The organism is Kitasatospora sp. NPDC036755 (assembly GCF_040636595.1).
GTDB lineage: Bacteria > Actinomycetota > Actinomycetes > Streptomycetales > Streptomycetaceae > Kitasatospora.
In genome coordinates this window covers 1-5,836 of sequence record NZ_JBEZUT010000435.1, presented here as the reverse complement: position 1 = coordinate 5,836, position 5,836 = coordinate 1, and the positions used below count along the sequence as shown (strand labels likewise).

Below are 5,836 nucleotides of genomic sequence, written 5' to 3'. Positions count from 1 at the left end.
GGCCGGTCACCCCGCCCGAACGATCACCGGAGTGATCAGAGGTTCGGGTACAGCGGGTACTTCTCGGCCAGGGCGGCGAGGGCGAGGCGGGCGGGCAGGACGCTCGCGGCGACGGCGTGCAGCAGGCGGACGGCAGGACCAGGCGCTCGGGAGGGGGAATCGTCAGGCCGTCAGCCGCCGCGCCTCGGCGAGGACCTCGGCGTCGAGCTCCTCCCTGGTGCGGGTCCAGTACTCCAGCGTGGCGTACTCGTCGTCGAGGCGGCAGAGCCGGTCGACCGGGTCGAAGTCGAGGTCGTGGCCGAAGCGTTCGCGGACCCGGCGGGCCAGGTCCTGGGGGCCGTACCGGCCGGCGAGCAGTTCAGCGGCGAGCGCCCGCAGGACGGCCTGCTTGCCGGGCGGGCCGCCGGGCGGGTGGTGGTGGAGTCCGAACTCGGCGAGGGCGGGCGGCAGGAGGTCCGGCACCCGGTCGGAGGCCTCGGCGTCCGGGCAGGAGGCGAGGGCGAGGATCGCCTCGCCGTCGGATCCGGCGAGGAGCGCGGCGCAGGCGGCGTCGACGACCTCGCGGGCGGTGAGTTCTCCGACGCTCCACAGCAGGGCGGCGTCCCGCAGGCGTTCGGCGGCGGGGCCGGTGCGCACCGCCGGCACCGGGCGGTGCAGGAAGGCGTCGACGGCGTCCTCGCGGTCGAGCCGGAAGCCGTGGCGCTCGTAGAGGCGGCGGGCGGCGCTGCCCCGGAGGACGTTCAGGCGCACGGGCTCGCCGGCCGCGTCGGCCTCGGCGAGGACGTGGCGCAGGACGGCGGTGCCCAGGCCCCGGCCCTGGTGGCGCGGGTGGAGGTAGAAGTGCTCCAGCAGGCGTCCGCCCCGGTCGGCGGGGCGGACGGTGACGGAGCCGGCGAAGACGCGGCGGCCCGGGCCGCTCCTGACCAGCACGATCGAGGTGTGCTCGGGCGAGAAGCCGTCGCGCAGCCGTTGGCGGACCCGGTGGTCGTCGTAGCGGCCGAGGCGTTCGAGGTCGGCGCGCATCACCCGGGCCCGCAGTTCGGCGAGGGGTTCGAGGTCGGCGGGCGTGGCGGGACGCAGGCTCCAGTCGGGTTCGCTGTTCACGGGCGCAGTCTGGCAGCCGCGCCACCGGCCCGACCAGCGCTTTCCTCAGGAGACGGGCCGGGAGTCGGCCCAGATGCCCTCGAACTCCTCGCGGTAGACCTCCAGCAGTCCCGGTTCGGTGCCGCCGGGCTGCTGGCCGGCGCCGCCGCGCAGCACCAGGGCCGGGGACTCCATGCCGCGGGCGCGGCGCAGGTAGGGCTGGACGACGCCGAGGTCGCGGCCCTGGCGGCGGCCGCCCGCCTGGCCGGCCGTGCGGGGGCCCTCGACCAGGTAGGCGGTGAAGCGCGGGGTCTCGTCGAAGACCCTGATCTCGAAGCCGCCCTGGTCCCGCAGGCGGGCCCGCACCCGCCGCACGTGCATGATGTTCATCTCGATGGAGCGGGACAACTCGCTGCGCCCCAGGCCGAGTTCGCGTTCGCGGCGGCGTACGGCGCTGCTCGCCGGGTTGAGGAAGAGCAGCCGCACCCGGCAGCCCTCGCCGGCGAGGCGCACCAGGCGCTTGCCGGTGTAGTTCTGGCAGAGCATGCCGAGGCCGATGCCGAGCGCGTCCAGGCGCCGGGCGCCGTCCAGCAGGTCCTCGACGGGCAGGTCGCGCTGGAGCCGGACCCGGTCGGCGTGCACGGCGACGACGTCCGCGTACCGGCCGGCCACCAGGGACTCGACCACGTCGGCGGGCACCCCGCCGGCGCCGCCGTCGAGCACGGCGAGCAGCCGGGCGGCGGCCCGTTCGGTCTGGGCCAGCACGGTCTGGGTGAGCACCCGGTTGCGGGAGACGACGTGCCGGGCCACCTCCAGCTCGTCCAGCGCCAGTTCGATCTCGCGCCGGTCGGCGAGGTACGGCTCGAAGCAGGGCCAGTGCTGCACCATCAGCTCGCGCAGCTGGGGCAGGGTGAGGAAGACCAGCGGGTCGTCGTCGGCCGGGTCGAGCAGGTAGCCCTTGCGGCGGCTGACCTCGCGCACGGCCCCGGCCCGGTGCGCCCACTCCTCGCCGACCGGCCCGGCGGCGGCGGTGACCCAGTCCTCGCCGTGGGCGGGGGCGTAGATCGGGTGCAGCACCTCGTCGACGAGGGCGCGCAGCCGCTGTTCGACCAGGTTGAGCCAGACGTAGGCGCGGCTGGACAGCCGGACCCGCTGGTAGGCCTCCTCCCACTCGCCGGCCGACCAGGCCAGTGCGGGTATCTCGACCGGGCCGCTCTGGGCGGGCACCAGGGCCCGGCCGGTCAGGGTGGGGCGCATGACCACCGTGGGCGCCTCGCTGCGGGTCGCGCCCCGGTCGGGGCCGCCGGGCCCGGGGCCACGGCCGCCAGCGGGGAACACCATGCGCCACCTCATCTGCGGCTGACCCCCGCGGGCGCGGGGGCCGTTGACGGGTTGTCGACAAGCACCGGTCGGCCGGGGCGGCCGGACGATCAAGGGTACTGCCCGCCGCGAGCGGCTCGCAGCCGGATGCCCGGCGCCCCTCCCGCCCCACCGGGAGTACTCATCACACGAATGCCCGACGGGCGCTCGTTCGGCCCAACCCGGGCCGGATCTCCCGGCCCCCGGGCGGGGGCTCGGGGAGTATGCGCTGTGCCGCGCGTCACGGCCGCTGTGCCGTGCGTCACGGCGCACGGTCACGCACATGCCCGGCCGCCCGGCCGGGAAGGGAGCGTCCCGGGCCGGAAAGGCGGCCCGTCCCGCCCTCCGGCCACACGTCAGTCACCGTCGGCAGCAAGGAAGTTGAGGAGTCATGCAGGTCTGGCCCGGTACGCCCTACCCGCTCGGCGCCACCTACGACGGGGCCGGCACCAACTTCGCGGTGTTCTCCGAGAGCGCCGACCGGATCGAGCTGTGCCTGATCTCCGAGGACGGCTCCGAGACGGCCGTCGAACTGCGCGAGACGGACGCCTTCGTCCGACACGCCTACCTCCCGGGCGTCCAGCCCGGCCAGCGCTACGGCTTCCGCGTGCACGGCCCGTACAACCCGGGGCTGGGCCAGCGGCACAACAGCGCCAAACTGCTCCTGGACCCGTACGCCAAGGCGATGAGCGGGCACATCGACTGGGACGAGTCCGTCTACGGCTACCACTTCGGCGCCCCCGAGCGCCGCAACGACCTGGACTCCGCCCCGCACACCATGCACTCGGTGGTGATCAACCCGTACTTCGACTGGGGCACCGACCACCCGCCGCGCACCGACTACCACCGCACCGTCATCTACGAGGCCCACGTCAAGGGCCTCACCCGGCTGCACCCCGGCATCCCCGAGGAGATCCGCGGCACCTACGCGGGCCTGGCCCACCCGGCGGTGATCGAGCACCTGGCCAAGCTCGGCATCACCGCGATCGAGCTGATGCCGGTGCACCAGTTCGTCCGCGACCACCGGCTGCGGGACCTCGGCCTGGCCAACTACTGGGGCTACAACACCGTCGGCTTCTTCGCCCCGCACTCCTCCTTCTCCTCCACCGGCGACCGCGGCCAGCAGGTGCAGGAGTTCAAGTCCATGGTCAAGGCGCTGCACGCGGCCGGGATCGAGGTGATCCTGGACGTCGTCTACAACCACACCGCCGAGGGCAACCACCTCGGGCCGACCCTGTCGCTGCGCGGTCTGGACAACGTCTCCTACTACCGCCTCGCCCGGGACCAGCGCTTCTACGAGGACACCACCGGCACCGGCAACAGCCTGCTGATGCGCAGCCCCCACGTACTCCAGCTGATCATGGACTCGCTGCGCTACTGGGTCACCGAGATGCACGTGGACGGCTTCCGCTTCGACCTCGCCGCCACCCTCGCCCGGCAGTTCCACGAGGTCGACCGGCTCTCCTCCTTCTTCGACCTCGTCCAGCAGGACCCGGTCGTCTCCCAGGCCAAGCTGATCGCCGAGCCCTGGGACCTCGGCGAGGGCGGCTACCAGGTGGGCAACTTCCCGCCGCTGTGGACGGAGTGGAACGGCATGTACCGGGACACCGTGCGGGACCTGTGGCGCGGCGAGAACGCCGCCCTCGCCGAGTTCGGCTCCCGCCTCACCGGCTCCTCCGACCTCTACCAGGACGACGGCCGCCGCCCGATCGCCTCGATCAACTTCGTGACCTGCCACGACGGTTTCACCCTGCGCGACCTGGTCTCGTACAACGAGAAGCACAACCAGGCCAACGGCGAGGACAACCGGGACGGCGAGTCCTTCAACCGCTCCTGGAACTGCGGCGCCGAGGGCCCCAGCGCCGACCCGGCCGTCGAGGAGCTGCGGGCGCGCCAGCAGCGCAACTTCATCGCCACCCTGATGCTCTCCCAGGGCGTGCCGATGCTCTCGCACGGCGACGAGCTCGGCCGCACCCAGCTGGGCAACAACAACGCCTACTGCCAGGACAACGAGCTCACCTGGGTGCACTGGCCCGAGGGCGACGGGCCGCGGACACGGCTGCTGGAGTTCACCCAGGGGATGATCTGGCTGCGCCGCGACCACCCGGTGTTCCGCCGGCGGCGGTTCTTCCACGGCCGGCCGGTGTCCGCCTCCGGCGGGTTCGACGACCTCACCGACATCGCCTGGTTCACCCCGACGGGCGAGGAGATGACCAAGCGCGACTGGGGCGCCAGCTACGCCAAGTCGCTGACCGTCTTCCTCAACGGCCACGCGATCTCCGAGCCGGACCGGCGCGGCGGGCGGATCGTCGACGACTCCTTCCTGCTGATGTTCAACGCCCACTTCGAACCGCTGGAGTTCACCGTGCCCGCCGACCACGGGCGGGAGTGGCAGGTCGTGGTCGACACCTCCCAACCCCGGCTGCCCGCCCCGGGCACGGGGCCCCGGGTCAAGGCCGGGGACGCCCTCTGGCTCACCGACCGCTCGCTGATGGTGCTGCAACGCCCCGCGTAGGCACCGTTCCCCCGGCCCCGGCCGGGGACGCTCACCTGTTCGGGCCAGCAGCGGGTCTTGGCGGCGGGCTCCCCCGGGTACCTATGGAGCTATGACCCCCGCCGCCGAGCCCGCGCAGCCACGCCCGGCCGCCACCGTCCCCTCCGCCTCGTACCGCCTCCAGCTCCAGCCCGGCTTCACCCTGCGCGACGCCACCGCCGCCGTCCCGTACCTGGCCGCCCTCGGCGTCTCCCACCTGCACCTGTCCCCGCTGCTGGAGGCCGTCCCCGGCTCCACCCACGGCTACGACACCGTCGACCACACCCGCATCAGCGAGCAGCTCGGCGGCGAGCCGGCGCTGCGCGACCTGGCCGCCGCCGCGCACCGCCACGGCCTGCGGCTGATCGCCGACGTGGTGCCCAACCACATGGCCGTACCCGCCCCCGAACGGCTCAACCGGCCGCTGTGGCAGGTGCTGCGCGACGGGCCCGACTCTCCGTACGCGCGCTGGTTCGACATCGACTGGACCGCCCAGCCCGGCCCCGCCGACGCCCCCGGGCGCGGCCGGGTACTGCTGCCGCTGCTCGGCGACCGGCTCGGCGCCGTCCTCGACCGGCTCACCGTGGACGGCGACACCCTGCGCTACCACGAGCACGAACTGCCGCTGCGCCCCGGCACCTCCGGGCTCCCGCTCACCGAACTGCTCGCCCGCCAGTGGTACCGGCTCGCCTGGTGGCGCCTGGCCCGCACCGAGCTCAACTACCGGCGCTTCTTCACCGTCAACGAGCTGATCGCGCTGCGGGCTTGAACCCGCGCCAGATCGAGGACCGGATCGAGGCGGGGGTGGCGCAGGGCGTGGGCCTGGCGCTGCTGGAGGACCTGCACACGGAGGGCGGGGTG

General features: G+C 73.8%; 3 protein-coding genes and 1 pseudogene. 2 read left to right on the top strand and 2 right to left on the bottom strand.

The features are described from left to right. Positions 1-162: 162 nt before the first annotated feature. Positions 163-1,104: a GNAT family N-acetyltransferase gene (locus tag AB0E96_RS37320; RefSeq protein WP_359830693.1), complete on the bottom strand. Its 942-nt coding sequence runs from the start codon at positions 1,102-1,104 to the stop codon at positions 163-165. Positions 1,105-1,149: 45 nt separating this feature from the next. Continuing rightward, the gene (locus AB0E96_RS37315; RefSeq protein WP_359830691.1) at positions 1,150-2,424 is read right to left on the bottom strand and encodes an SAV2148 family HEPN domain-containing protein; all 1,275 of its coding nucleotides are present in this window, start codon (positions 2,422-2,424) and stop codon (positions 1,150-1,152) included. Between the two features lie 409 nt (positions 2,425-2,833). On the opposite strand from AB0E96_RS37315, the gene glgX reads away from it, so the two are divergent. Both glgX and AB0E96_RS37305 read left to right on the top strand, forming a co-directional pair. Beyond that, positions 2,834-4,957: a glycogen debranching protein GlgX gene (glgX, locus tag AB0E96_RS37310; RefSeq protein WP_359830689.1), complete on the top strand. Its 2,124-nt coding sequence runs from the start codon at positions 2,834-2,836 to the stop codon at positions 4,955-4,957. 91 nt (positions 4,958-5,048) lie between these two features. Continuing rightward, positions 5,049-5,738: pseudogene (locus AB0E96_RS37305) on the top strand (alpha-amylase family glycosyl hydrolase); the annotation flags it as partial. Between the last annotated feature and the right edge of the window lie 98 nt (positions 5,739-5,836).

Bases quoted from the DNA above. Each gene is read 5' to 3' on its own strand.
- AB0E96_RS37315 (WP_359830691.1), bottom strand. From the start codon at position 2,424: ATGGTGTTCCCCGCTGGCGGCCGTGGCCCCGGGCCCGGCGGCCCCGAC.
- glgX (WP_359830689.1), top strand. From the start codon at position 2,834: ATGCAGGTCTGGCCCGGTACGCCCTACCCGCTCGGCGCCACCTACGAC.